This window comes from Pseudoalteromonas tunicata, from assembly GCF_002310815.1.
GTDB lineage: Bacteria > Pseudomonadota > Gammaproteobacteria > Enterobacterales > Alteromonadaceae > Pseudoalteromonas > Pseudoalteromonas tunicata.
This window is the reverse complement of record NZ_CP011032.1, coordinates 168,619-193,375: the sequence shown is the minus strand read 5'-3', so window position 1 is coordinate 193,375 and position 24,757 is coordinate 168,619. Positions and strand designations below refer to the sequence as shown.

At 41.2% G+C, this 24,757-nt stretch carries 26 protein-coding genes; 12 read left to right on the top strand and 14 right to left on the bottom strand.

The genetic code is table 11. The features are described 5' to 3' along the window. The first annotated feature begins 49 nt into the window (after positions 1–49). Positions 50–787 (top strand): substrate-binding periplasmic protein, encoded by a 738-nt coding sequence (locus tag PTUN_RS00875; protein WP_009839180.1) that lies wholly within the window; start codon positions 50–52, stop codon positions 785–787. Between the two features lie 4 nt (positions 788–791). Here PTUN_RS00875 and PTUN_RS00870 read toward each other — a convergent pair whose 3' ends face one another. The 8 genes from PTUN_RS00870 to PTUN_RS00835 all read right to left on the bottom strand — a co-directional run bounded on the left by PTUN_RS00870 (position 792) and on the right by PTUN_RS00835 (position 8,838). Continuing rightward, positions 792–2,027: an ABC transporter permease gene (locus tag PTUN_RS00870; RefSeq protein ID WP_009839181.1), complete on the bottom strand. Its 1,236-nt coding sequence runs from the start codon at positions 2,025–2,027 to the stop codon at positions 792–794. 1 nt (position 2,028) lies between these two features. Further along, entirely contained in the window at positions 2,029–3,213 is a 1,185-nt protein-coding gene (locus PTUN_RS00865) for an efflux RND transporter periplasmic adaptor subunit (RefSeq protein WP_009839182.1), read from the bottom strand. After that, positions 3,210–4,232, bottom strand: a complete 1,023-nt coding sequence (locus PTUN_RS00860) for an HlyD family secretion protein (RefSeq protein ID WP_009839183.1) — start codon at positions 4,230–4,232, stop codon at positions 3,210–3,212. Before PTUN_RS00860 ends, PTUN_RS00865 begins: the two co-directional genes overlap by 4 nt. Further along, positions 4,225–5,184: an HlyD family secretion protein gene (locus PTUN_RS00855; RefSeq protein WP_009839184.1), complete on the bottom strand. Its 960-nt coding sequence runs from the start codon at positions 5,182–5,184 to the stop codon at positions 4,225–4,227. Before PTUN_RS00855 ends, PTUN_RS00860 begins: the two co-directional genes overlap by 8 nt. Continuing rightward, a complete protein-coding gene (locus PTUN_RS00850) occupies positions 5,169–5,852 on the bottom strand; it encodes an ABC transporter ATP-binding protein (protein WP_009839185.1) in 684 nt (227 codons plus the stop codon). Before PTUN_RS00850 ends, PTUN_RS00855 begins: the two co-directional genes overlap by 16 nt. Before the next feature lie 190 nt (positions 5,853–6,042). Beyond that, on the bottom strand, positions 6,043–6,846 hold the full coding sequence (locus PTUN_RS00845) for a heme ABC transporter ATP-binding protein (RefSeq protein WP_009839186.1): 804 nt from the start codon (positions 6,844–6,846) through the stop codon (positions 6,043–6,045). A gap of 1 nt (position 6,847) precedes the next feature. Further along, entirely contained in the window at positions 6,848–7,903 is a 1,056-nt protein-coding gene (locus PTUN_RS00840) for a FecCD family ABC transporter permease (RefSeq protein ID WP_009839187.1), read from the bottom strand. 2 nt (positions 7,904–7,905) lie between these two features. Next, a complete protein-coding gene (locus PTUN_RS00835) occupies positions 7,906–8,838 on the bottom strand; it encodes a heme/hemin ABC transporter substrate-binding protein (protein ID WP_009839188.1) in 933 nt (310 codons plus the stop codon). Between the two features lie 149 nt (positions 8,839–8,987). Between PTUN_RS00835 and PTUN_RS00830 the strand changes: the two genes are divergently transcribed. Both PTUN_RS00830 and PTUN_RS00825 read left to right on the top strand, forming a co-directional pair. Further along, complete coding sequence (locus tag PTUN_RS00830; protein ID WP_009839189.1) at positions 8,988–11,075, top strand: TonB-dependent receptor domain-containing protein; 2,088 nt, start codon at positions 8,988–8,990, stop codon at positions 11,073–11,075. A 9-nt stretch (positions 11,076–11,084) separates the two neighbouring features. Beyond that, positions 11,085–12,155, top strand: a complete 1,071-nt coding sequence (locus PTUN_RS00825; RefSeq protein WP_009839190.1) for a hemin-degrading factor — start codon at positions 11,085–11,087, stop codon at positions 12,153–12,155. A 55-nt stretch (positions 12,156–12,210) separates the two neighbouring features. Here PTUN_RS00825 and PTUN_RS00820 read toward each other — a convergent pair whose 3' ends face one another. Next, positions 12,211–13,125 (bottom strand): collagenase, encoded by a 915-nt coding sequence (locus tag PTUN_RS00820; RefSeq protein WP_119081620.1) that lies wholly within the window; start codon positions 13,123–13,125, stop codon positions 12,211–12,213. A 136-nt stretch (positions 13,126–13,261) separates the two neighbouring features. Here PTUN_RS00820 and PTUN_RS00815 point away from each other — a divergent pair, with 136 nt between their 5' ends. Together PTUN_RS00815 and PTUN_RS00810 are read left to right on the top strand one after the other, a co-directional pair. Next, positions 13,262–14,089 (top strand): SDR family NAD(P)-dependent oxidoreductase, encoded by an 828-nt coding sequence (locus PTUN_RS00815; RefSeq protein WP_009839192.1) that lies wholly within the window; start codon positions 13,262–13,264, stop codon positions 14,087–14,089. A 64-nt stretch (positions 14,090–14,153) separates the two neighbouring features. Next, on the top strand, positions 14,154–15,629 hold the full coding sequence (locus tag PTUN_RS00810) for a cobyric acid synthase (protein ID WP_009839193.1): 1,476 nt from the start codon (positions 14,154–14,156) through the stop codon (positions 15,627–15,629). A 116-nt stretch (positions 15,630–15,745) separates the two neighbouring features. Here PTUN_RS00810 and PTUN_RS21910 read toward each other — a convergent pair whose 3' ends face one another. Both PTUN_RS21910 and PTUN_RS21905 read right to left on the bottom strand, forming a co-directional pair. Continuing rightward, positions 15,746–15,889 carry a hypothetical protein gene (locus PTUN_RS21910; protein WP_162892535.1) on the bottom strand — a complete coding sequence of 48 codons (144 nt, stop codon included), beginning with the start codon at positions 15,887–15,889 and terminating at the stop codon, positions 15,746–15,748. A 36-nt stretch (positions 15,890–15,925) separates the two neighbouring features. Further along, entirely contained in the window at positions 15,926–16,069 is a 144-nt protein-coding gene (locus tag PTUN_RS21905) for a hypothetical protein (RefSeq protein ID WP_009839195.1), read from the bottom strand. A 268-nt stretch (positions 16,070–16,337) separates the two neighbouring features. On the opposite strand from PTUN_RS21905, the gene PTUN_RS00805 reads away from it, so the two are divergent. After that, positions 16,338–17,330 carry a DUF4382 domain-containing protein gene (locus PTUN_RS00805; RefSeq protein WP_009839196.1) on the top strand — a complete coding sequence of 331 codons (993 nt, stop codon included), beginning with the start codon at positions 16,338–16,340 and terminating at the stop codon, positions 17,328–17,330. Positions 17,331–17,435: 105 nt separating this feature from the next. Here the strand turns inward: PTUN_RS00805 and PTUN_RS21695 are convergent, their stop codons facing one another. Together PTUN_RS21695 and PTUN_RS21900 are read right to left on the bottom strand one after the other, a co-directional pair. Continuing rightward, positions 17,436–17,579 carry a hypothetical protein gene (locus tag PTUN_RS21695; protein WP_009839197.1) on the bottom strand — a complete coding sequence of 48 codons (144 nt, stop codon included), beginning with the start codon at positions 17,577–17,579 and terminating at the stop codon, positions 17,436–17,438. Between the two features lie 36 nt (positions 17,580–17,615). After that, a complete protein-coding gene (locus tag PTUN_RS21900; RefSeq protein WP_009839198.1) occupies positions 17,616–17,759 on the bottom strand; it encodes a hypothetical protein in 144 nt (47 codons plus the stop codon). A gap of 337 nt (positions 17,760–18,096) precedes the next feature. Between PTUN_RS21900 and PTUN_RS00800 the strand changes: the two genes are divergently transcribed. Together PTUN_RS00800 and PTUN_RS00795 are read left to right on the top strand one after the other, a co-directional pair. After that, positions 18,097–18,696 carry an acetate uptake transporter gene (locus PTUN_RS00800; protein ID WP_009839200.1) on the top strand — a complete coding sequence of 200 codons (600 nt, stop codon included), beginning with the start codon at positions 18,097–18,099 and terminating at the stop codon, positions 18,694–18,696. A gap of 216 nt (positions 18,697–18,912) precedes the next feature. Continuing rightward, complete coding sequence (locus PTUN_RS00795; protein WP_157579384.1) at positions 18,913–19,623, top strand: hypothetical protein; 711 nt, start codon at positions 18,913–18,915, stop codon at positions 19,621–19,623. Positions 19,624–19,634: 11 nt separating this feature from the next. Here PTUN_RS00795 and PTUN_RS00790 read toward each other — a convergent pair whose 3' ends face one another. Further along, complete coding sequence (locus PTUN_RS00790; RefSeq protein ID WP_083781286.1) at positions 19,635–20,156, bottom strand: GNAT family N-acetyltransferase; 522 nt, start codon at positions 20,154–20,156, stop codon at positions 19,635–19,637. Between the two features lie 112 nt (positions 20,157–20,268). Between PTUN_RS00790 and PTUN_RS00785 the strand changes: the two genes are divergently transcribed. The 4 genes from PTUN_RS00785 to cysN all read left to right on the top strand — a co-directional run bounded on the left by PTUN_RS00785 (position 20,269) and on the right by cysN (position 24,731). Continuing rightward, on the top strand, positions 20,269–20,658 hold the full coding sequence (locus PTUN_RS00785) for a VOC family protein (protein WP_009839203.1): 390 nt from the start codon (positions 20,269–20,271) through the stop codon (positions 20,656–20,658). A gap of 295 nt (positions 20,659–20,953) precedes the next feature. Next, positions 20,954–22,375, top strand: coding sequence for a siroheme synthase CysG (gene cysG / locus PTUN_RS00780; protein WP_009839204.1), 1,422 nt, complete (start codon positions 20,954–20,956; stop codon positions 22,373–22,375). A gap of 35 nt (positions 22,376–22,410) precedes the next feature. Then, entirely contained in the window at positions 22,411–23,310 is a 900-nt protein-coding gene (cysD, locus tag PTUN_RS00775; protein ID WP_009839205.1) for a sulfate adenylyltransferase subunit CysD, read from the top strand. After that, positions 23,310–24,731 carry a sulfate adenylyltransferase subunit CysN gene (gene cysN, locus PTUN_RS00770; protein ID WP_009839206.1) on the top strand — a complete coding sequence of 474 codons (1,422 nt, stop codon included), beginning with the start codon at positions 23,310–23,312 and terminating at the stop codon, positions 24,729–24,731. Before cysD ends, cysN begins: the two co-directional genes overlap by 1 nt. Positions 24,732–24,757: the final 26 nt, after the last annotated feature.

Below are 24,757 nucleotides of genomic sequence, written 5' to 3'. Positions count from 1 at the left end.
ATGCTTGAGCACATAGCTCTAATTTTTAAGGAAATTTATTATCGTATTGATGTATAAAGGGATCACTTATGGCTTGTTTTGCTTGTTATGTCATGCAAGCTTTGCAGCTACGATTAAAGTCGTTGCTGAGCACCTACCTCCTTATCAAATCAAAAATAATGATCGTATTGATGGCTTCGCTATTGATGTGCTAAATGAATTAACCTTAATAACTGGCATTAAATCAGATCTCGAAATTGTGCCTTGGGCTCGGGCTTATCATATCGCCTCAACTGAAAAAAACACTTTGATTTTGTCTATTTCGCGCACCGATACCAGAGAGAAGTTTTTTCATTGGATAGGAACTTTAAGTAACGAGCCCGTTTTTGTCTGGGCACTAACAGAAACTCCTACGCAGCATATTCTCTCTTTTTCTCAACTTAAAAATGAGCCTATCGCAGTTTCACAAGAGTCTTATATTGAGCAATCACTAACCTATCAACACTTTACAAAACTAGAACGCTTAGCGAGCTCTGAGCAATATATTGGGATGCTTTTTAAGAAGAGGGCTAAGTTTATTATCAGCACCGAAACAGCTTTGCGCTTGCAATTGAATGCCCTTGACCTCAGCTATGATAAGGTTAAAAAAGTACTTAAAGCTGATTCATTTACCGAAAATCTGAGCCTAGCGTTTAATTTACAGAGTGATGCTGAACTAGTGAAGCGTTACCAAGAAGCATATGCCATCTTGCAAGCATCGGGGAAAATAACCGAGCTAAAAACAAAATGGCATCTGGATTTAGAATAGTTCCTTAATCACTTTGCAATGCAGTAATTGGGTCTAATTGCGAGGCTTTAATTGCAGGATACACCCCAAAAATTAAGCCTATAGCTGCGCAAATACTAAACGATAATAAAATTGCACTGATGGACCACATTACCGCCCACTGCGAATAAATAGCAATCAGTTCTGACAGCAAAATACCAAATACCACACCAAGCAAACCACCAAGTATCGAAATCGTAAAACTTTCGGCGATAAACTGAATGCGAATATCTTTTTCAGTTGCACCAATGGCTCGCAGTAAGCCTATTTCTTTAGTCCGCTCAAGTACTGTCGCAAGCATAATATTCATGATCCCAATGCCACCAACCAATAATGAAATACCAGCCACACACGACATCACAATATTAAAAATTTGCTGGGTTTGCTTTTGCTGCGCCAACAACGCTGCGGGGATCACAAGCTCATAATCTTCAATTTCATTATGACGGCGTTTAAATAGTTGCTCTATTGCTTGTGCTGCCACCACCGAATCAACGGTTTTATTCAGCGCTAAAGTTAGGCTACTAATTTCGCTCGCCATTTCGGTTGAAGCGAAGCGATGCATCGCGGTTTTTAATGGAATAAATACCTGATCTTGTTCAGTACCAAGCTTAATTCCCTGAAATTCATTTTTACCTAAGTAAGGATCAGCCAATACACCGACAACCTCAAACCATAAATGATTGATTTTAATCGTTTGCGTTAATGCATCACCCAAAGGAAAAAGCTGCTTGGCTGTATTAGCACCTAACAATACCACTTGTTTAAAGCTGGCATTATCACTGGCTTGTAGCAGCCGACCTTGCGCCAATTGAAAATGTGCTAATTGAAAGTAATTAGGGCTGACACCCACAGCTTTACCATCACTACTGCCAAACTCACTAAAGATATGATACGTCTCTACTTTCTTTTGAGCGCTAAAGTCCGTGACAAAGGGCAATGCCGCTACACTCACCTCACCATCTCGAATCGCAAGCCCAGCAGAATGTTTTCGTTGTTCAACCAGCTCTTTTTTATCGAACTCTTTGGCATTGATGATTACGTTGTATAACCCCATCGAATCAATCATTTTTAACGCTTCTTGCTCAGCCCCTTTGCCAATATTGAGCATCGCGATTACGGCACCGACACCAAAAATCATCCCAAGCAAAGTTAAAAAAGTACGTAACTTATGCTGCGCAAGTTCTGCGGCAGTATCATAAAATAAAGTTATAAAATTCATCTTAAACTCCCGCTTGGTCAACTAACGAAACAATGTTTTGCTCAGTTAAACCGCTAATTACTTCAACATGACTAATGCTACGTTTACCCAATACTACCGGTGTTTTTTGATATTTCCCTTGTTGATAAACATAAACAAAATCTGCATTTTGCTCTTTAAAAACCGCTTGAATTGGGATTGCCAACAATGGTTGGCTGTTATGCACTGCAATACTCGCGGTAAGTTTGAGCCCAGGTAAAAATGCAGCATCGTTATGCGCAACAGAGGCTTTAAGTTGATAAAACTTTTGCGGATCACCTCGCTTAATACTTTGCGGAAAAGGCGCAACGTCGCTGATAACGCCACTAAATTGCTGCTCTGCATTGGCATTAAGCTTAAAAGTCACCGTTTGTCCAACGGCTAAGTCAATCGCCTCTCGCTCAGAAACAAATAACTTTAACTCCATGACACTGGTATCGGGTAATTCGGCAATTTTTTCACCAGGCCACAACGTTTGCCCCGCCTTTGGTTTTTCGCCGCGCCAATCCGCCTGATAAGTTAATAAACCATCATGAGGTGCTGTCACTTCAAGTTGAGACAAGTTATTGGTTACTAGACCGATTTTTTGTTGCTGTTGCTGCTCTTGCATATTTAATAGCGCCATTTCACCTGCAGATGAATTAGAGAAGCGCTCATTTTTCCAACCTAAAAACTGCTCTTTTGCGATTAAAAACTCAGTATTTTGGGCTGAATCTATAATGTCTAATTTTGAGCGAATACGCTCATCATCGATATTATAGTTTTGCGAAAACTCTTTTTCTTGTGCAACTGACGAAAGATCGTAACCAAGTACTGCTTTTTCGGCGGTTAAATCAGTTTTTTTACCTAAAATATCTTCATTAGTGATTGCCAATTGGTTATTAAGATCTTGACGCTCCCGCTCTAAACGCTCGCCTTCAAATCGCACAATCACATCACCTTTTTTTACCACTGAATATTCAGGTGCAAGCCATGCTAATGTTTGTGGGCCGCGACTACCTACCGGACTATTAACTGCTGTTGCAGTCGCTGCCGCTAAGTAGCCTTTGGCAGGCACTAAGGTCTCAAAATCCATGGTTTTAACCTGATAATTTAATGGATTTTCAATTGTTGATTCTGAGCTACAACCAGCTAAGAGTAACGGGCAAAGTAAAATGAGTGATCTCATAGTGTGCGCTCCTCTGTTTTTGCTGCAATAACAGGGGTTGCAATATCAACCTCAATCCGCGCCGACATTCCAGGGCGCATTACAGCAGTGTCAACCGTATCAAGAGAAATCATTGCATCGATAATTCGGCGTTTATCTTGCCAAGATTTTTCTCGAAAAACGCCCCCTAAGCTTTGTATTTTGCCATTTACCACCTGAGCGCTGCTACCATCGAGAGTCACTTTCACTGCTTGGCCAATTTTAATTTTACCACTGTCTGGTTCATCAATTTGTGCCAAGACATGCATTTGATCGAGCACTGCTACAGCAAGTACAGCCTGGCCAAATTGTACTGATTCACCCACTGAGGATTTTTCACCTTCGTAATTGGTTTGATAAATGACGACGCCATCTATTGGCGCTTTCACTTTTAGTTTTTCAACGTCAGCTTCTAAATCAGCGACTTCATTTTGCAATCGCGCGACCTTGCCTTGGCTCATTTTTAAATTCAATTCACGGGTTTCTAGTTGAAACGTTAATTTCTGTTTTGCTAAAAACAAGTCATTTTGTGCAATGGTAAAGTCAATTTGTGCTTTTTTACGGTCATTTTCTGAACGTGATTGATCAATAATTTCAGCTTTTCGTTTGGTTTTATCAAACTGCATTTGTTTTTCAGCAACAGCTAAAATCAGTTCTTGTTCAGTTTTTTGCTCTTGCTGCTGTAAGTTTTCGAGCGATTTTTGGGCGCGTTCAAGTTCACCTTGCTTATCAATTAAGGAGTCTTGAATTTGTTTATCATCAAACTTAATCACCACTTGACCCGCTTTGACTTGGCTGTTTTCTGGCACCATAAACTTAATTGGGTATTGCCACATGCGCCGAATTGAAGGCGGAGCAATTAAGTGACTTTCAGCTGATTTAAGCTCACCACTTGCCAATACTTGGTTTTTACTGGCAGTTACTGGTGCTTTTTCTAATACAGTTTCTTGGCAAGCAGTTAAAAATACCAGTCCAGTTAATAATAAAATTGGCTTAATCATGCGGTCCTCCTTGCAACGCTAATTGTGCACTCATTCCCGGAATAAGCTTTAAACTTTCGCTATTAGCAAACTTAAATTCAGTGCGAAAATACGCATCTTCACCCCAAGGTTTTCGCTCTTCCGGTTGAGTAGAAATATTCACTAACTCAGCTTTAAAACTTTGCGAAGGAAAGGCATCAAATTTAAGGTCTGCCACTTGGCCGAGCTTAAGTTGATGAAAATCAACCTCATGGATCCACGCTTCTATGTACAGTCCGCTTAATGAAGGGATGTTGGCTATTTTCCAACCCGGTTGAGCTGTCATGCCAACAAATACTTTTTCGCCATTCCAAGGGTGCTGGCCATAAATCACCGGACCTGCACGCTCGGCTTTTAAACTCATTAAATCTAACTGTCGCTCACTGCGCTCAAGTTCATTACCGGTTTGCTCAATTAATAGCTGCTGCTTTTTTAAAGCAACGTCATTATTAGTAATGATTTTTTCTAAATTTTGTTTTGCCTTATTAAGCTCTATCGCTGCTTTTTCCAGTTCTAATTGGTACTTTTCATAGTCATAAGCACTTAATTGCTTTTTAGGAACTGAAGCGTCAATCCGTGCTTTTTCGAGTAATAGCTCATTACGCTTAACGGCATATTCGCCTTCTAACGCACTTTGACCATTGTTATTTTTAATACGCTGTAATTCTTCTTGCGCAGTAAATAAAGTGACTTTGGTTTGCTCTATTTGGCTGGCAATGTTGCCGCTATCAAATACCACCACCACATCATTTGGCGCTACCACTTCACCTTCAGGTTTCATCCATTTAACTTCAACACGCCAAGTGTCGGTTTTAGGTGAATAAAAGTTTTGGTTATCACTGGCTTTAATTTCTCCACTCACCAATAATGTTGCCTCGGCTGTAAAAACTTGGCAAAGCGCACCAATCAGTAGCAGTTTTATTGTTGTGTGCATTGGCTATCCTCCACAACAACACCATCTTTCATTCGAATTACGCGCTGGGCATACGCAGCAATATCTTCTTCATGAGTAACCATCACTATGGTTTGCCCTTGTTGATGAAGCTCACTTAATAACAACATGATTTCATGAGAAGTTTTACTATCTAAATTCCCGGTTGGTTCATCAGCAAAAATAACCGCTGGGCGATTAATTAACGCTCGCGCAATGGCAACACGCTGGCGCTGACCGCCCGACATTTCATTGGGTCGATGATCTGCGCGATGTGTTAAACCCACTTTTGCTAACATGTTAAGGCCTCGCTCTTTGGCTTCATCATCGGGCACATGGCTATAACGCAGAGGTAAAGTTACGTTTTGAAGGGCAGTTAAACGGCTTAATAAATGAAAGGTTTGAAAAACAAAGCCGATTTTTTGATTGCGGATTTTAGACAGTGACTCATCATCAATTTGTTTAATACTTTGGTTAGATAAAAAATATTCACCTGAATTGGGAGTATCAAGGCAACCCAAAATATTCATTAACGTTGATTTTCCTGAGCCGGAAGACCCCATTATCGCGACGAATTCATTTTCTTTAATCTCAAGTGATACATTATTTAATGCCATCACTTGCGATTCTCCTTCCCCATAACTGCGTTTTAGATTCTCAACCCTAATCATCTAAATTCCTTATTATTTTTTTGATTTGCTACCCTATATCAAGAAGGTTTTTTATGCAATTAATCTGTTTGTAACAAAATAATATTGTTACATTCCATTAATTTTTATTAGTTAACTGACTGAGGAGTAAAAAGCTAAGGAGCAGGTTTTGCTCCTCATTTTAGGGGGAATAAAATAGGTTTATTGTCTTTTATACAACTGTAGAGATTTGTAAATGAGGGAAGTAGTGATTCGGCCGATGCAAATGCGCCCTAATCTGATACACCGACTGTAATATATCTGGCTGCAATACCTCTGCCGGGGCACCTTGTGCAACCACTCGACCTTGCTGCATCACGTAAATAACATCAGCAAAACTAGCAGCTAACGATAAGTCATGTAATACCACAACTACGCCAGCACCTTTGCTAGCCATTTTTTTTGCCACTTTCATCACTTGATATTGATGAAATAAATCAAGACTGGCTGTTGGTTCATCAATCAGTAAATACGGTGCTGCTGCAGCTCTTTCCCGCACCAGTTCTAGCGCGGGAAAGAGCTGCAGTAATACTCGAGCCAATTGAACCCGCTGTTGTTCACCACCCGATAAGTGAGTGAAATTTCGTTTTAATAACGCACTGACATCAAGCAGGTCTGTGACTTCTTTAAACATCGCCTGATGCTGGTATTGACTCAGCTGATTGGCAAAAGCAAAGGCGCCCATTTCTATCACTTCATGGACACTAAAAGGAAAGTTCATTTCGTAACTCTGACTCATAACTGCGCGCAATTGCGCAAGCTCAGCGAAGCTAAACTGCTTTAAAGGCCGATTATTTAGACTCACTCGACCAAAATCAGGTTTGTAGTCGCCAGTCATCGCTTTGAGTGCGCTCGACTTACCCGCCCCATTTGGGCCAATAATCACCACTACTTGCCCTGCAGATACTGCCATAGTGACATGGTCGAGTATTTTTTTTGTGCCTTTTTTAATACTGACATTATCAAGCTCAAGCATACTAACCTCGTTGCGCAGCAAATGTTTTAAACAACATAATTAAAAAGAACGGCCCACCAATGGCACTTGTTAATAAGCCAATTGGCAGCTCCGCAGGTAAAATCAGCGTACGTGCCAGTAAGTCTGCCATACTCAGTAAAATTGCGCCTAATAACATGCTAGCGGGCATTAAATAGCGATGATCTGGCCCCATCAGTAAACGCACCAAATGCGGCACTATAAAACCGACAAAACCAATTACACCCGTTATAGATACTGCCGCACCTAGGCATAATGCAGTACAGAAAAAGACCTGCTTTTTCAGTTTGACCACATCTAAACCTAAATGCTTGGCCTGAGCCTCACCAAGAAGATATACGTTGAGTGATAAAGAACACTTTATTAAAGCGCAGCACGATAAAATAATAATCACAGCGACCGGTGCAATCATTTGCCAACTATTGCCAGCCAATGAGCCCATACTCCAAAAGGTCAGATCTCGAAGTTGCTGATCATTACTAATCAGCGTGAGCAAACCAATTAAAGAACCAACAATCGCATTGACAGCAATACCGGCTAATAGCAGGCTCACTATAGTGAATTCACCACTATGGCTACTGAGGCGATAAATAAAGCCACAGACTATTAAAGCGCCTAAAAAAGCCCCCATCGGCACTGCGTAAATCGCAAAAACCTCACTAAAACCAACCAGAAAACTGGACCCTAGCACAATAATACTCACCGCACCTAACGCGGCTCCACCAGCAACTCCAATTAAACCAGGATCTGCCAAGGGATTTCTAAAAATAGCTTGCATCGCGGCACCACTGGCACCAAGACTCGCCCCCACCAGTATGCACAGCACTAATCGGGGTAAACGGATATGCCAAATCACGGCATCGGCTAAATTAGGTGCCTCCCCCTTACTCAATACTGTAACAAGCTCACTCCATGGCATTGAAATCGCGCCAACTTTAAGCCCGATAACACTAATAAATAACGCTAAACACACTAAAAAAGGGATAAATAACTGACGCTGCTTGCTGCCACTGCCCAATAAAGATTGCTCAATCCACATTGTTATAAACTCGCAGATTGTGCTGTTTTGGCATGACTAAATTGATAACCTTGCGGTAATTGACCATTGAGATAAAACAAACTTGCCAATTCAACCACAGCCTGAGGCGTACGTGGCCCCATACCAAGTAAATAAGCACCATCAAAGGTAAATACTTGTTGGTTTTTTATAGCATTAGAAAACTGAAAGTGCGGCAACTTAGCTAAATTATCACTATTATTGCTGCCATGATTGCCCATCATCACGATAATATCTGGGTTAAGTTCTGCGGCAGATTCAACAGATAATGGCTTCCAACCAGCAAAATTAGCCGTGACATTAAGACCACCTGCGGCGGTAATGACTTGGTCGGCACTGGTGCCCGTTCCTGCGGCCAAAGGTTGGCCACTGCGGGCTGATAAAACAAATAGCACTTTTGGCGCAGGTTTATCACGTGTGGCCAAAATACCGTCCAAAACTGTACGTTGATGTTTTATATCCACTAAAATTGGTGCAGCTTGTTGCTGGGCGCCTAGTAATTTAGCTACTTTTATTACTTTTTCTTCAATGTGCTCAAAATTATCTTCTGCTGATAAGATAACTGTTTTCACCCCCATATCTTGCAACTGTTTTAGGGATTTTTCAGGCCCAGTATCGGCTTCGCCGATGAGCAAATCAGGCTGCAACGCCAAAACACCCTCAACACCAATCCGCCTTACATAACCAATTTGAGGCTTAGTTGTTGCGCTTGCAGGAAAGACACTGGTGCTGTCTAAACCAACTATCTTATCTTGCTGACCTAATGCATACACAATCTCAGTGATTGACCCACCCGATACCACAATGCGCTCGGCATCGGCAAAAATAGGGTGGCTCAATAAGCCCAAAATACTGAACAAGAATATTTTTATTATCATCATTTCACCTTTCGTTTTATCACCAGATTCAACCGACACAACTAATCTTGCCCCGATTTTGATGGGTAAATTGTATCAACTCTTAAAATAATGTAAATGATAATACTTCTCATTACGAATTTAATTTGTTAGCGTATAAAAAGACTTCTAGCAAACAACTCGTTTTATTTAATCTTTCGGAGAGTGTTATGTTGCGTTCGAAACTCGCAATTTGTATTTCCTTGTCGCTACTTCCCGCACTGCAAAATGTCTATGCCAGCAGTGCAATCACAACCCTAGACAAAACAACTGTCACCGCAACGCGCACCGAAAAAGCGACCCTTGCGACATCACACGCTATTAACGTGCTTGATGCGACCGATATTGAGCGCAAACTCAGCGGATCAATTTTTGAATCGCTCGATTTAATTCCTAATGCTTCGGGTGATGGCGGCCCATTCGACAATGGTTACAAGTTTAATATTCGTGGCTTTAGTGATGCAGAAGATGTGATGGTAACACTCGACGGTGCCGTTCAAACCTTTGAAAAGTACCGAATGGGCAGTGTTTTTCTCGATGCCGAATTATATCGCAGTGTTAGCATTAAACGCGGCCCAAGCACTGTATTACACGGCGGTGGCGCACTAGGTGGTTTAGTACAATTTGAACTAAAAAACGCCAATGATTTTTTACGTGATAACCAAACTATTGGAGCCAAAGTAACCCTTGGCCACCACAGCAATAATAATCAGCAAAATGCCTCTGTGTTTGCTTATGCCAAACCCATTGAGGAACTCGATTTACTCTTTGCCTACATTGACCGTAACTCAGACGATTTTAAGCTTTCAAACGATACAACATTAGACAATTCAGCCGTTAAAAGTAACTCGTGGCTTGCCAAAGCAAGCTATAAATTGAACGATAATCAGGCTCTTTCTTTTAATGCCAGCCAAAGTCAAGACGCACAGCGGGCTGAATTTAACACTACAGATACAGGCGCTTGGGGCACGGTTTATCGAGATGTCATACAAAAAACCTTTAACCTTGAGTTTACTCAACATAATTCAACAAACCCTTGGGTTGATTTGAGCGTAAAACTCGGCCAAAGCCAAAGCCATGTTACCGAAAGCGATGCCGACCCAGCGCTTGCTGACTTTATTGGCTTAGAGTCAGATTATCAATACAACCTCAATACGCTTGATATCAGCAATACTTCACGCTTTTTACACCATGCATTGACGTACGGTTTGCAATATACCAACCAAGAAAGAATCGGTAATAAAACGGCTTTTCCGTGCTTAAAATTAAACCGAGCGACTTATCAATGTGAACAATACGGCGAATCAGCTACTACCGCACAAATGAGCTCACAACCTGCGGGCGAACAAAACCGTTTTGCATTGTATATACAAGATGAATTTCAGTGGCGAGCTTTTACTTTAACGGCAGGCATTCGTTATGAAAAATACCATTCAACCCCGACTACTGAGTTATTAGCAACGCTTGCCAGTAATACCTATGGGGAAGTAAAGCAAGACCATGTCGTACCAGCGGCTTCAATCAATTATCAAGCCAGCGACAACCTTAACTTTTTCTATACTTACCAAGAAGGTTTTCGTGCTCCATTGATTGACGAGTTGTACGACAGATACAACGGTCGTCTGCCAAATTTCAACCTTGCTATAGAAACCAGTCAAAGTCATGAAGTCGGTGCAACAGCAAGTTTTGATGATCTATTGATAAATAGCGACAGCTTGCGCGCACGAATCGTGTATTTTGATACCGCTGTTGATGATGAAATTTTGAGTCAAACCAGTCCTATTTCAAATCCTGCGCCTGCACCCCGATACAGCAATCTAGGTAGTAATGATCGCCACGGTTATGAATTTGAACTGAGCTACGCAAACCGTTTTATGTACAGCAATATCGTTTATAGTGAAGTTGCAGGAAACGATCACAATAACGAACCTTTATGGCAATTACCCGCCGATACCTTGGTGTTCGACACCGGCTTACTCTTTAGTGAAGCCTCCATAGGTATGACCTTTAAACATCTACAAAACCGCCAAGTTAAAGCGTTTAACATGCATACCGGTCAAAGTGAAGTTACCCAACATGATGGTTACAGCCTTATTAATGTCTACGCTAACTGGCAAATAAATCAACAAATTAATCTTAAACTAGCGCTCGATAACCTCCTAGATTCTCAGTATCAGCTCGTGGCTGGCACTGGCGGCGCTATTGGCAATTATGGTGTTGGTCGTAATGCCAAAGTACAAATCAGTTATCAATTTTAAGGAAACGCTATGAACTCACTTCTCAGTCAATATCACGTTTTACAAACAGAAAACCCACAAGTTAGGGCACGTGATGCAGCAAAAAAACTTGGTATTTCAGAGGCGCAACTGCTCGATATTCAAACTGGCGACACTGTATTTCGCTTACAACATCGCTTTGCCGATTTGCTGAAAAAATTAAAAAACATAGGCCCTGTGATGGCACTCACTCGCAATCATGCTGTAGTGCATGAGCTAACAGGTTTGTACGAAAAACTATATGTGAATACGCATGGTGATAAAGAAATTGCGATAGCCATTAATCCTGGAGGCATTGATCTGCGCCTATTTTTATACCAATGGCATAGCGGTTATGCACAAATTACCGATAAACACATGAGCCTGCAATTTTTTGACCGCTTTGGTAACGCAGTACAAAAGATTTTTAGCACAAAAGATACCAATCTTGATGCGTTCCACCAGCTAATTAATGATTTTAAAGTTACCTCAGCTGAACCGTTACAACTTGATACTAAACCCGAAATAATAGCCAAGACATTGGTCGATGAAGAGGTTGATATCGATGCGTTTAAAACCGATTGGCAACAATTGCAAGATGTACATGACTTTCCAAAAATGCTCGAAAAATATCAGATCTCACGTTTACAGGCGCTCAATTTAGCTGGCAATCAATGGGCAAAAGCTTTATCGACCAACGCACTTGAAGTATTGCTGAACCAAGTGCGCGATAAGCAAATTGAAATTATGGTGTTTGTTGGAAATTTGGGAGCAGTGCAAATCTTCTCTGGCTTAATCAAAAACCTAAAATGGTTTAATGATTGGTTTAACGTGCTTGATAGTGATTTCAACTTACATGTTGATACCACAAAACTCTCCCAAGCGTGGTTGGTACATAAACCAACCGATAAAGGGCAAAATATTATTAGCTCGGTTGAATTTTTTGACGCGCAAGGCGATACCATTCTGACTTTATTTGGTCGCCGAGATGAAGGTAACAGCGTTAACCAAGATTGGCAGCACTTAGTGCTAAATGTTGCAGCCCAAAACTCACTCAACAGCGCCCAATCGCAAGTTGCATAATTCCTACAACCTCAGACAAAGCCAACTTATTTTTCAATAAGTTGGCTTTTTGTATTTAGGTCTTTTGTATTGGTAACTGCGCGGCTTGCGCTTTTAGCCACTCACTAAATTCACTATCATATTGCGTACCCCATTGTTTCACTAAGGCTTGATAGCGACTGTAAAACCCTTTACGCGTCAGGTTCAGCATGATATCAATTTGATCACGGTGTTGCTCCATCATAAATCGCACCGCTAAATATCCCCAATCATATACCCGATCTGAACCGCCATTTTGCTCATAACTGGTATTAAAAAGCTCACTCAATTTATAGCTTTGTTTTGCACCATTTTTAATGGCTCGCGGGTTATTTTGTTGATGAGCAATGTACTCTGCAATACCTTCATTCCACCACACTAAATGCGGTAATAACGGCGCAGGCTGCGGGCAATATTCAGGCGCTGAGTGGGAATCATGTAACGAGGCACAAAAATCACCATACATATTAAAACGGCCATCCAAATAATGAATGTATTCGTGGCGTAAATTCCAAATACCACCGTTACGCTCATAGGCAACAAACTCAGCATGGTTACCGGCTAAATGGGGCAAACCTTCAAGGTACATGCCACCATTGTCACTTGGTACATCAAAATGTTCGGTCACATATTTTACGTACGAATCACGATCGGCATAAATATTGGCGCGCATATTGTCGTTATTATCGTTCGCTACCGGTTTACCTAACGTATTAAAGGTACGATGAAATAAGGCCTCTTGCTCAGCAAGCATCACACAGGCTTGCTCAATTTGTACTAGTTCAAGTGCTTGCGAACGAAGCGTAATAGTCGGACTACAATCATGAACTTGACTCAGTACCGCCGCTAAGCTGCCAGCCTGAGGAGCGACTACTTGTGGCGCAACTTTAGTTTGGCTACACGCTACAAGCCCTGCAAGCGAAAGGCATAACCCAATCTTTTTTAATCTCATGTTAAATAACTTAAATTGCATACAATATTCACATTTAATCATTGGCTAATTACAAAGTAAAGCCTCACGATTGTTTTGACATTGCAAGGCGTAGCAGTAAGCTCAGGTTTCAATAATAAAAATACAAGGCCACATTATGAGTTTAACTGTTGTGATCACCGGGGCATCTAAAGGAGTTGGCGCAGCTTGTGCAAAAATTTACGCCGCACAAGGTGCCAATTTAGTGCTGGTCGCCCGAGGGTTATCTGCACTTGAGCAACTCGCTCATGATTTAAAACAGCAATACCCAAACAGCCAAATTCTGACTCTTGGTGCCGATATTGCCAAACTTGATGACTGCCAAACTATAATCAGTGCTGCCGTAAAGCGCTTTGGTAAAATAAATGTTTTGATTAACAACGCAGGTCTTCATCATCGCGGTGAATTTAGTGCACAATCAGCAGATCAAATGGCGGCGATGGTCGATGTGAACTTACGTGCTCCTATTTATTTGTGTGCTTTAGCTTTGCCTCACATGCCAAAGCCCACTACAGCCGATCATCAAAACGCCATTGTGATGGTTGGCTCACTTGCTGGGCGCGCACCCCTGCAAGGTGCTGCTACTTACAGTGCTACCAAAGCGGGTTTACGTGCTTTTACTTACGCGTTGCATGATGAGTTAATTCAAAAAAATATTAATGTCGCGGTCGTTTCGCCAGGGCCTATCGATACCGCTTTTATTATGGAAGAAATCGATGTAGTTGAAGACATTGTGTATTCACAGCCGATGTCGACACCCGAGCAAGTGGCCGAGAATGTATTAACGCTTAGTAAAAGCATACGCACCGAAATCGCCATGCCTTGGTTTAGCGGCAAACTCACCACATTAGGATATTTACTGCCGAGCTTTCGCCGTGCCACGCGGGGCTTGCTTTATAAAATAGGCAAGAAAAACAAACAAAAATACCGTAATCGCATCGATTAACGCTCGGTCAATTCCTAAATTTAACGGTACAATCGACGTATTATTGATTTATCAAGCGAATAAAATGAAAAGCCCCAATACCCTGATGGTGCAAGGCACCACTTCAGATGCAGGTAAAAGCGTACTTGTTGCTGCACTTTGTCGCATTTTAGTGCGCCACGGCGTTCAAGTTGCCCCTTTTAAGCCTCAAAATATGGCGCTTAATAGCGCGGTGACCGCACAAGGAGGTGAAATTGGCCGTGCACAGGCAGTGCAAGCAGAGGCTGCAAAGATTCCACCTCATGTTGATATGAATCCGGTATTACTTAAACCCAACTCTGACATTGGCGCGCAAGTTATTTTACTTGGTAAATCAATTGGAAATATCGATGCCTTTGATTACCACCAATACAAACCTAAAATGCTGGGCCATGTTTTGGCTGCCCACCAGCGCTTAACAGAGCAATATCAAGCGGTGATTGTTGAAGGCGCAGGCAGCCCTGCCGAAATCAATCTGCGCGATCGCGATATTGCCAATATGGGTTTTGCCGAAGAAGCCGATTGCCCAGTGATTATTGTGGCCGATATCGACAAAGGCGGTGTATTCGCCCACTTAGTTGGCACCTATGACTTGCTGAGCCCCACGGAACAAAAAAGAGTAAAAGGATTTATTATCAATAAGTTTCGTGGTGACATCAGCTTATTACAACCTGGTATTGATTGGCTTGAGGCACGTCTGGGTATTCCGGTACTGGCAACCATTCCATATATTCAAAATTTACACATTGAAGCAGAAGATGCCATTGATTTTAGCCAAACACTCGACCAAAAAAATCATATTAAAGTGACGGTGATCGTTTACCCTCGAATTTCAAACCACACCGATTTTGACGTGCTACGCTTACATCCCAATGTAGAACTCACGTTTGCCCGTACACCAAACGAAGCACCACACAGCGACTTAATTATTTTACCGGGCAGTAAAAATGTACAAGCCGATTTAGCGTGGCTAAAACAACAAGGCTGGCAAAGTGTCATTCATCAACATTTGCGCTATGGCGGTAAAGTACTTGGTATTTGTGGTGGTTATCAAATGCTAGGTCAAAGTATTAGCGACCCTCATGCGCTCGAATCGGCACAAGCCACCCAATCTCAAGGGTTAGGTTTACTGGCTATGACCACGGAGCTTCAGAGCGAGAAAACCCTCACGAATGTCAGCGGTATTTGCCAAAGTTCTAAAGCACCTATTAAAGGCTACGAAATTCATTTAGGCGTTTCACTAGGCGAGGCTTTATCGCGCCCACTTTTTACACTTAATGACGATATTGCCGAAGGTGCGCAAAGTGATGACGGCCAAATAAAAGGCACCTATTTACATGGTATTTTAGACAATCAGGCTTTACTCGAAAGCTGGCTCTCATGGGCAGGCCTTAAACAAATCACTCCGTTTGACTATCCCGCTTTTCGCGATCAGCAACTCGACTACTTAGCCGATGAAGTCGAAAAAGTTTGGCCAATCGAACAGATTAAGAGATTGTTGAAATTAGACAGCACTCAATAACAATCAGCTGAACAATCTGCACATACAAAAAAGCACTGACCTTTGGGGTTCAGTGCTTTTTTATTCACGCTTTGGGGTTAACTGCATAGGCAGCCTCCTTGTTTATTTCAGAAATTTTATCGTGTTGCTAAAATATAACCACCGGCTAATACTGTTCCCGCGACCACTGCTGACGCCATACCAATTGTGGTTAAAAATACAATGCCTGCTACTGCTAAAACTGATGTAGTTACTGATTCAACCATTGACGATGTGTTCATTTTTTTGCTCCTTTTTAACGTTTAAATTTAACTGAATTAACGAGTTGCTAAGATATAACCGCCTGCAATAACAGAACCAGTTACAACCGCTGATGCCATACCTGCTGTGGCTAAAAACGCGATACCTGCTAAAGCGAAGACTGATGTTGTTGCAAATTCGATAATGTTTGAAGAAGTCATGATAATTACCTTTTAAGTTTTTAATTAAGTGGCTGTTTGCCGTTTCGTTGAGGTAATAGTAGACAACATTCTTAGGCATGTTTGTGACTTTGTGATGAGTGGTAAAGAAAGGGGATAAAGGGTCTATTTAGGGTATGGCGATAATAAATAACGTACTAATATCAAATAACTCTATTGTTAGATTAATTGCAATTATGCTGGTTTATTCAACTTCTATTCAGTTTAACTTTCTATAGTCAATGGCTACAGATTCAAAGGGGTAGTTCAAATGAAAATACAATCTATAGCAATCAGCTGCGCTTTATCACTCTCACTTTTCGGATGTGGGGGATCATCAAACGAAGGAGGTCCTATACAACCTGATACCACAAAGTTATCAACCTTTAGTTTAGGTATATCAGATGCACCTGTTAATGGCTTAAAAGAAGTCAATGTTGTTTTTAACAACATCACATTAAAATCAGACACCCAACAATACAGCTTCGATATTCGCTCTGCGAATAATAACCTACCGACAATGGTTAATTTGCTCGACTATACGGGTAGCAATATATTTCCAATTTTAGGTGAACAAGTGGTCGCAGCTGGTCAATATCAATGGCTTAGAGCGACCGTTGTTAACGGTGATAATAATAATTTATCGATGACATCCCATGTGGTTTATCAAGATGACACTCTTGCTCCACTGATTGTTAAACGCAAAGGAAACGATGGCATTGGTGAGATTCAAGTGAATGGTTTTACCCTAAATCAAACAAGTAATAACTTTGTTCTCGAATTTGATCTGAAAAAATCACTTGTTAATCCGAACAATAGCGATGTAGTGATGTTAAAGCCTCGTGGTGTTCGCTTAGAAAACATTGTCGAATCGCACAGTATCAAAGGCACTATTAGTGATGCACTAATAGCAAACTGCGAAACTGATAACATTAGTTTAGCAGCAGACGATAGCTCGTTTGGCCACGCTATCTACCTCTATAGCGCCGATGTTGAAGCGGTTAAAGATATATATGAAGATAATGAAGATTCATTACCTGTAAATGCTCCAAAAGCAACAGCTAATGTCATCTTTAATAACGATGATAAAATATCTGAATTTGAAGTTCCATTTATATCATCGGGCAATTATCAACTGGCTTATACATGCACCGCACATATTGATGATCCCGAAATAATGGATGACGCTTTTAAAATCCATCAAATAAAAATGATTACTGTCAACAACGCAGATTTGAGTGTGGCTTTTGATATTAGTAATTAGTTGCCTTCACTCAACAAAAAAGCACTGACCGTTGGGTTCAGTGCTTTTTTATTCGCGCTTGGGGGTTAACTGCATAGGCAGCCTCCTTGTTTATTTCATTGCTATTTATCGTGTTGCCAAAATATAACCACCTGCTAATACGGTTCCCGCGACCACTGCTGACGCCATGCCAATTGTGGTTAAAAATACAATGCCTGCTACTGCTAAAACTGATGTTGCGATTGATTCAACCATTGATGATGTATTCATTTTTTTGCTCTTTTTTAACGTTTAAATTTAACTGAATTAACGAGTTGCTAAGATATAACCGCCTGCTAAAACAGAACCAGTTACAACCGCTGATGCCATACCTGCTGTCGCTAAAAACGCGATACCTGCTAAAGCGAAGGCTGATGTTGTTGCAAATTCGATGAAGTTTGATGAAGTCATGATAATTACCTTTTAAGTTTTAATTAAGTGGCTGTTTGCCGTTTCGTTGAGGTAATAGTAGGCAACATTCTTTGCCCTGTTTGTGACTATGTGATGAGTGGTAAAGAAAGGGGATTAACGGCTAAATACGCCAACATAGTGTTTGTTGGAGTATGAAAGAGCTCAATGCAGCAACTAGCAATGGATTTTTAGCCTTGCGTAACAGACAAACCAGTGGCTTGAAAGTGAAAAAATAGCATCATAAAACGATGGTAATTCGATTGCTGCGATAAATGGGCAACTTTATAATGCCGCGCCCTGATGATGGGTTCACTTTTTATCCTTTGGAGTAATTATCTTGCAACAACAATTGGCAAACCCCGCCCCTCTTGGCTTGATGGGTTTTGGCATGACTACCGTTTTACTTAATATTCATAATGCTGGCTTTTTCCCTATCAGCGCCATGATCCTCGCTATGGGGCTTTGTTATGGTGGGCTTGCTCAAATTATTGCGGGAATTATGGAATACCGCCGTAATAATACCTTTGGCATGACGGCATTTTTATCCTATGGATTATTTTGGTGGAGTTTAGTTTTACTGTTAATTCTGCCAAAGTTTGAGGTAGCTGAAGCAACACCTGCGGCTTACATGGGTTGCTATTTATTTATGTGGGGTGTGTTTACACTTTTTATGACCTTTGCAACTGTCCATTTTAATCGGGTGAAACAAGCTATTTTTGCAGGACTTACTTTGTTGTTTTTTTTATTAGCAGCGCGCGATTTTACTGGAAGTGAGTTAATTGGAGTAATTGCAGCTTACGAAGGTATTGTGGTTGGAAGCTTAGCAATTTATCTTGCAATGGCAACGGTAATTAATGAACAGTTTGGTCGCACAGTGTTGCCAATTGGTGAAAAAGCAGTACTAAATACAACCGTTAATTTAAAGGTTGCGGCATAACCTAAACAGCACCGAACTCCAAGTCGGTTTGGTGCTTTTTCTTTATTTCATTATGACTATCTAGCTCAACAAGAAGCATTAGTTAAGGTATTTTTTATGCTGCTGATTAATTTTCATCCTGTCGTAAGGGAGTAAATTAAACTATAATCACGCCGTCTAACACATCAATATAAAACTTCACTTTTTGATCTTATTAACTTTAATCTCAGGCTTGCAGTGAATCGATTCTTAACGCATATAATCACGCTATGTTTACTTGTTGTTAGCCCAACGCTAATGGCTGATAAATACCAAACAGTGACATTTGGGTTGTATGATTTTCCTCCGGACATCATTATTAATGCAAAAGGCCAATGTGATGGACCTGCTGTTAAACAACTAAAAAAACTGTTTATGTTTACTTCGCTTTCGCTAAATATTAACTGTGTTGACCCAGCTCGCCTTTATAAACTCTTTGCTAAAGGCGAAGTCGATATGCTGTTAAACATAGCTTCAACCAAAGCATTAATCGGTCAATCAACCGTTATTCAACCACAATTTCACTATATTAACTTAGCTATTGCATCCAATAAAAACTTACCTGATTCACGTACCATTTCAGCCATTCGCAGTTACGACTACGAAGGACATCGCATTTTATTGAGCGACCAAGGATTTAAGTTTGTTGATTTAAAAAATGGCCCTGATGCGTTAGAGCTTTTTGCGCTAGGTCGAGTTGCCCATCACATAGGCTACATAAAAGAGCGTGAAATGCTCGATTTTCATGATGAAAAACACCTGAAACCCGCAGATATTGAGTTTAAATCGCTTGAAAAGCTGCCAACCTATATTCATGTTTCAAATCAATCAGTTCATAAAGAACTTATTATTGAGCAACTCAATAAACTCATTAGCAGCCGGGCCTGCAGCAACCTGTATGATTGTTAGGCACCTCATTACTACTGATTAAAACGTGCAAACAACAAGTCATTACACCAGCGCCCAGCAATTTGGTAGTTATCAACTAAGCGCCCCTCTAAATTAAACCCAGCCTTTTGTAATAAGGCGACTGATGCTGTGTTTCCCTCGGTTACTGTTGCTGTCATTTTATGAAAGCCACACTTTAAAAAAGCATACTCTAGCACTGCCTTTAAAGATTCGTAGCCATACCCTACCCCTTGAAATTGCGGCGCAAATAAAAAACCAACTTCTGCTTTTTTATAATCACTCCAACGAGACAAAAACCCCGAAAAACCAACAAGCTGACCACTTTCTTTTTCTACAATACTCAGGGTTAACCAGCTATTATCTTCTTTAGACCAAGGTTGGCTGCGTGTATTAAAGCGAGCCATAATTTTTTCTTCACTTTCTAAATCAGCCACAAACTGCATAACTTGTGGCTGAGTATGTAATAGATAAAAGAATGACCAATCACTAGGCTGCATCGGCCGAAGTTGCAATCTACTTGTTTCCAGTAACATCAAATTTCACTCCCTGTTTTTAATCAATATAATAATTTAATCACTTGTAGACTATCATGCTACATAAAATTGATTACAATCATTGATTTACAATAATCAAATTAAGCGATTTATGGATCAACACATTGCCAACATCAGTTTATTAGTAACTGATTACGATGAAGCAATTGACTTTTATACTAAAAAAGTTGGTTTTTCACTAATAGAAGACACCGATTTAGGTGCGGGTAAACGCTGGGTGCAAGTTGCTCCTAGCACTCAACAAGGCAGTGCATTGCTATTAGCTAAAGCATCAACTCCAGAGCAAATAGCAGCAATTGGCCAGCAGGCAGGCGGACGCGTGTTTTTATTTTTGCAAACAGATGATTTTTGGCGTGATTACCACGCCATGACATTAGCAGGAGTGACTTTTTTAGAGCAACCCCGTGAAGAAAGTTACGCAACTGTGGTTGTTTTTAGCGATTTATATGGCAATAAATGGGATTTGATCGAACGAAAATAATTAGTAGTAATACGCAATAGATTGTCTGAAATAAAGCACCATCATAGCAATGCAATAATGCTAAAAAGCATATCTCATAACCAAACACTCTAGGTCTTGATGAATGGGTTTTTTAATGCAAAATATCGCCGCAAGACCTTATAATCAGGTTCTTAAACCAAAAGGGAAGTTGATATATAACTTTTAGGAATATAGCCGCATTTTAAGTTATTTTTTTCTTGTTATCGGCCAGCATATTCTGCCATGGTGATAGTCAAACAAGTGGCTATGTCAGCGTTTATTGAGGAAGGTTGTCGTGCAGTATTTACCCATTTTTACCAAATTAGATAATAAACCGGTGCTCGTCATCGGTGGTGGTGAAGTTGCACTGCGAAAATGTCGCGCACTTTTACAAGCGCGAGGCAAAGTCACTCTAGTTGCACCAGATTTTTGCCAAGAGCTCCTCGAACTGGCCGAACAAAATATTGTCACACTGGTCCACGATTATTTTGCCCCTGCACAGCTTGATGGGCAAATGCTGGTTATTGCTGCGACAGACATTAACGCCGTGAATGAAGCGGTGTTTGATGCGGCCAATGAACGCAATATTTTTGTTAATGTGGTTGATGATCAACCAAAATGCACCTTTATATTTCCATCTATTGTTGATCGCAACCCCATTACTATTGCGATTTCAAGCGCTGGCACCGCCCCCGTACTGGCACGCCGCTTGCGCGAAAAACTCGAAACGCTCATTCCACAGCATATCGGGCCATTAGCTGAGTTAGTTGGCAGTTTTCGCACTCAAGTGAAACAACGCTTTAAACAGTTTTCTGACCGTCGCCAATTTTGGGAAAAAGTATTTGATTCCAATGTAGTGAGTAAAGTGCAAACCGGTGATATTGCCGCAGCGAAACAGCAACTTCATATCATGCTGGACGATACAGCAGCTCCAAAAGGTGAAGTGTATGTTATAGGTGCAGGCCCCGGTGATCCAGAATTACTTACTCTTAAAGCCCTGCAACTGATGCAACAAGCTGATGTAGTGGTATATGACTACTTGGTTTCTGATGAAATTATGGAGCTAGTGCGCCGTGATGCTGATTTGATTTGTGTTGGTAAACGCATGGGCGACCATAGTGTTGAGCAACACGATACCAACCAAATGCTGGTGCGTTTAGCTAAAGAAGGCAAAAAAGTGTGCCGAATTAAAGGCGGTGACCCATTTATTTATGGCCGTGGTGGTGAAGAAGTACAAGTTTTAGCTGAGTACCAAGTGGCTTATCAAATAGTACCAGGGATCACGGCGGCGGCAGGTTGTGCTGCGTATGCTGGCATTCCGCTTACTCATCGCGATCATGCTCAAGCAATTCAGTTTGTAACTGGTCATTGTAAAAAAGACGGCCAAGACCTTGATTGGCGTTCATTAGCGCAGCCACATCAAACGTTAGCTGTGTACATGGGCGTGGTAAAATCGCCGTATATACAAGCAAAGCTAATTGAGCATGGTAGAGCACACAATACACCCGTTGCCATTATTGAAAATGGTACTCGTAAAAATCAGCGTGTTGTCACAGGCCACTTAGGTCAGTTGTCACAACTGATTGACCAACATGCCATTGTATCACCGGCATTATTAATTATTGGTGAAGTAGCCCAGCTACATTCGCAGCTCGCTTGGTTTGGTCAACAAGCGCAAACGAGCAGTTTTGCTCAACCACTAACAGATGTGGTGTAACAAATTAATTTTAACTATTGGTAGGAAAATCAACCATGGCTTTAACACACCTTCAGCTGTTAGAGGCTGAAAGCATTAAGATTATGCGTGAAGTCGCTGCTGAGTTTGAAAACCCAGTAATGCTTTATTCAATTGGTAAAGATTCTTCAGTGTTATTACATTTAGCACGCAAAGCGTTTTTCCCAGCTAAAATCCCTTTTCCACTTTTACATGTTGATACCGATTGGAAATTTCGCGAAATGATTGAGTTTCGTGACCGTTTAGCAAAAGAATACGATTTTGACCTTATTGTGCACAAAAACCCTGAAGGGTTAGCAATGGGTGTCGGTCCATTTACTCATGGTTCGGCCAAACATACTGACATCATGAAAACCCAAGGCTTAAAACAAGCGTTAAATAAATATGGTTTTGATGCAGCCTTTGGTGGCGCTCGTCGGGACGAAGAAAAATCGCGCGCTAAAGAACGAATCTATTCATTTCGTGACAAAAATCATAGCTGGGATCCAAAAAACCAACGCCCAGAACTATGGAGCACCTACAACAGCCAGGTGAATCAAGGCGAAAGCATTCGTGTTTTCCCATTATCAAACTGGACTGAGCTCGATATTTGGCAATATATCTACCAAGAAAATATCGACATGGTGCCTTTATACCTTGCAAAAGAACGCCCAGTTGTTGAGCGTAATGGCACATTAATTATGGTTGATGATGACCGTATGCCGCTTGAAGAAGGTGAAGTACCACAAATGAAATCGGTTCGTTTCAGAACCCTTGGCTGCTACCCACTGACTGGTGCGGTTGAATCTACAGCCGATACACTGGCTGGAATTATTGAAGAAATGTTGCTTTCAACCTCATCAGAGCGTGAAGGCCGAGTGATTGACCACGATTCTGCGGGTTCAATGGAAAAGAAAAAGCGTGAGGGTTATTTCTAATGTCTAAAACCAACGACACTATCAACGAAGTTAAAGAATTAGGCGTTGAAGCATATTTGGCGCGCCAACAAGATAAAAGCTTACTTCGTTTATTAACCTGTGGCAGCGTAGATGACGGTAAATCAACCTTAATTGGTCGCTTACTGCACGATAGTCACCAAATTTATGAAGACCAACTTGCAGCGCTGCATAAAGATAATGAAAAAGTAGGTAATGCAGGCGCTGAGCTTGATTTAGCATTATTAGTGGATGGCCTTCAAGCTGAGCGTGAACAAGGCATCACAATTGATGTGGCGTATCGTTATTTCTCAACTGCAAAGCGTAAGTTCATCATCGCTGATACACCTGGCCATGAGCAATATACTCGCAACATGGTAACTGGCGCATCAAACAGTGATTTAGCCATTATTTTGGTTGATGCCCGTTATGGCGTGCAAGTTCAAACCAAACGTCACAGTTTTATTTGTGACTCGTTAGGCATTAAACAGTTTGTAGTTGCGATTAACAAAATGGATATCGTTAACTTTGACGAAGCGGTATTTGAGCGCATCAAAGCTGAATATTTAAAATTTGCAGAACAACTTAACGTTAAAAGCATTAAGTTTGTGCCAATGTCAGCATTAAAAGGCGACAACGTGGTAACGCGTTCAGCCCATACTCCGTATTACACTGACTTACCGCTATTGGCATTGCTAGAAGAATCGCCAGCAACACTTGCAAATGTGGTTTCAGAGCCTCGTTTACCGGTGCAATATGTTATTCGTCCAAATTTAGATTTCCGCGGTTTTCAAGGAACTATCACCTCAGGCGAGTTTAATGTTGGCGATGCAATTAAAGTTTTACCGTCAGGCAAGCAATCAACGATTAAAGAGATTGTGACTTTCGATGGTAACTTAACACGCGCAGAAGTGGGCCAAGCTGTTACATTAACGTTGAGCTCAGAAATTGATATCAGCCGCGGCGATGTGATTGTACCTGCAAATTCGGCAGCAACGGTTAGTAACCGCATCCAAGCAAAATTGGTGTGGATGCACGAAGCGCCATTAGTATTAGGTAAAAGCTACAACATTAAATTAAGTAGCAAAAAAACGACCGCTGTTGTTAAACAAATCGAACATACCATTGATGTAAATACCTTACAGCAAGGCCATGCCGATTCGTTACAACTAAACGAAATTGCGATTGTGATGTTAGAGCTCACGGGCAACGTCTTGGCTGATGAATATAAAGTAAACCAAGAAACGGGTTCGTTTATCCTGATCGACCGCTTAAGCAATTTAACGGTTGCAGCAGGTATGATTGAGCACGTTTTAGCGCCAGAAACACGTAATGATCGTTTTAGTGAGCAAGAAATTGAACTCAATGCGTTCATTCGTAAACACTATCCGCACTGGCAAGCCATTGACATTGCTAAGCTTTAATAGTCAACTGGGCTTCGGCCCAGCCT